This is a genomic window from Nonomuraea sp. NPDC049784 (assembly GCF_040659615.1).
In the GTDB taxonomy this organism is placed as follows: Bacteria; Actinomycetota; Actinomycetes; order Streptosporangiales; family Streptosporangiaceae; genus Nonomuraea.
Window position 1 is genome coordinate 1 of record NZ_JBFAMX010001276.1, and the last position, 1,154, is coordinate 1,154.

Here is a 1,154-nt window from a genome sequence, read left to right on the forward strand (position 1 = left end):
GGCAGGCCCAGCGGGTGGCCATCGCCAGAGCGCTGGTGGCGCGGCCGCGGGTCGTGTTCGCCGACGAACCGACCGGCGCGCTCGACTCGCTCACCGGCGAGCACGTGATGGATCTGCTGGTGGGCCTGGCCCGCGAGGAAGGCGCCACCGTGATCGTCGTGACGCACGACGCCCGGGTCGCGGCCTGCGCCGACCGAGAGGTCGTCGTGCGTGACGGCAAGGTGACCGACCCGTACGCCGGCGGGATCGTCCGATGATCCTGCTGGGACTGCGGTTATCGCTGAGCAGCGGCAGGGAGACGGCGGCCCGGCTGGTGCTGATCGTGGCCGGGGTGGCGGTCGGCGTCGCGGTGCTGCTGGCCACGCTGTCGCTGTTCAACGCCTTCCAGGCCACCAACGACCGCCCCTGCTGGGAGTGCACGCAAGGCACGGCGCCCAGCGGCTGGGCCCTGGACGCCACCAACGACGGCGCGCTGTGGAACTTCCGCGAGGACTACTACGCGGGCCGGACGATCACAAGGCTCGACGCCGCCGCGCTCGGCGACCGGGCGCCGGTCATCCCCGGCCTGTCCCGCATGCCCGGCCCCGGCCAGTACTACGCCTCGCCCGCGCTGGCCAGGCTGCTGGACTCGGCGCCACGCGAGCAGCTCGCCGACCGCTTCCCGGGGACGCGGGCGGGCCTGATCGGCCAGGCCGCGCTGTCCGGGCCCGACGAGCTGGTCATCGTGGCGGGAGGGACGCCGCAGGAGGTCGCGGCCATGATCGGCACCTGGCAGGTCGACACGGTCGCCACCGAGCCGGCGGTCGACGAGAGCGCGGACGTCTACCAGTTCGGGTTCGGCATCGCCGCCATCGGGCTGATCGTCCCGCTGCTGGTGCTGGTGGGCACGGCCACCCGGTTGGCGGCCGCCCGCCGCGAGGCGCGCTTCGCGGCGATCAGGCTGGTCGGCGCCACCTCCCGGCAGATCAACGTCCTCGCCGCGGTGGACGCCGCGCTGGGCGCGCTGCTCGGCGCGCTGGCCGGCGTCGTCCTCTTCCAGCTGGTACGGCCGGCCGTGGCCGGGATCCGGATCACCGGTTCGCGCTTCTTCCCCGAGCTGACCGTCCCGAGCCCCTGGCAGTACGCGGCGGTGCTCGTCTGCGTGCCCCTCGTCG

The 1,154-nt window shown here is 74.4% G+C and carries 1 protein-coding gene and 1 pseudogene; both read left to right on the forward strand.

What is annotated here, in order from left to right; translation table 11 throughout:
- Window positions 1–257: pseudogene (locus AB0J09_RS65385) on the forward strand (ABC transporter ATP-binding protein); the annotation flags it as partial.
- Window positions 254–1,154, forward strand: a 901-nt coding sequence (locus tag AB0J09_RS65390) for an FtsX-like permease family protein (protein WP_360714633.1), incomplete at its 3' end; no start/stop codon positions are given. The pseudogene AB0J09_RS65385 and the gene AB0J09_RS65390, both read left to right, overlap by 4 nt.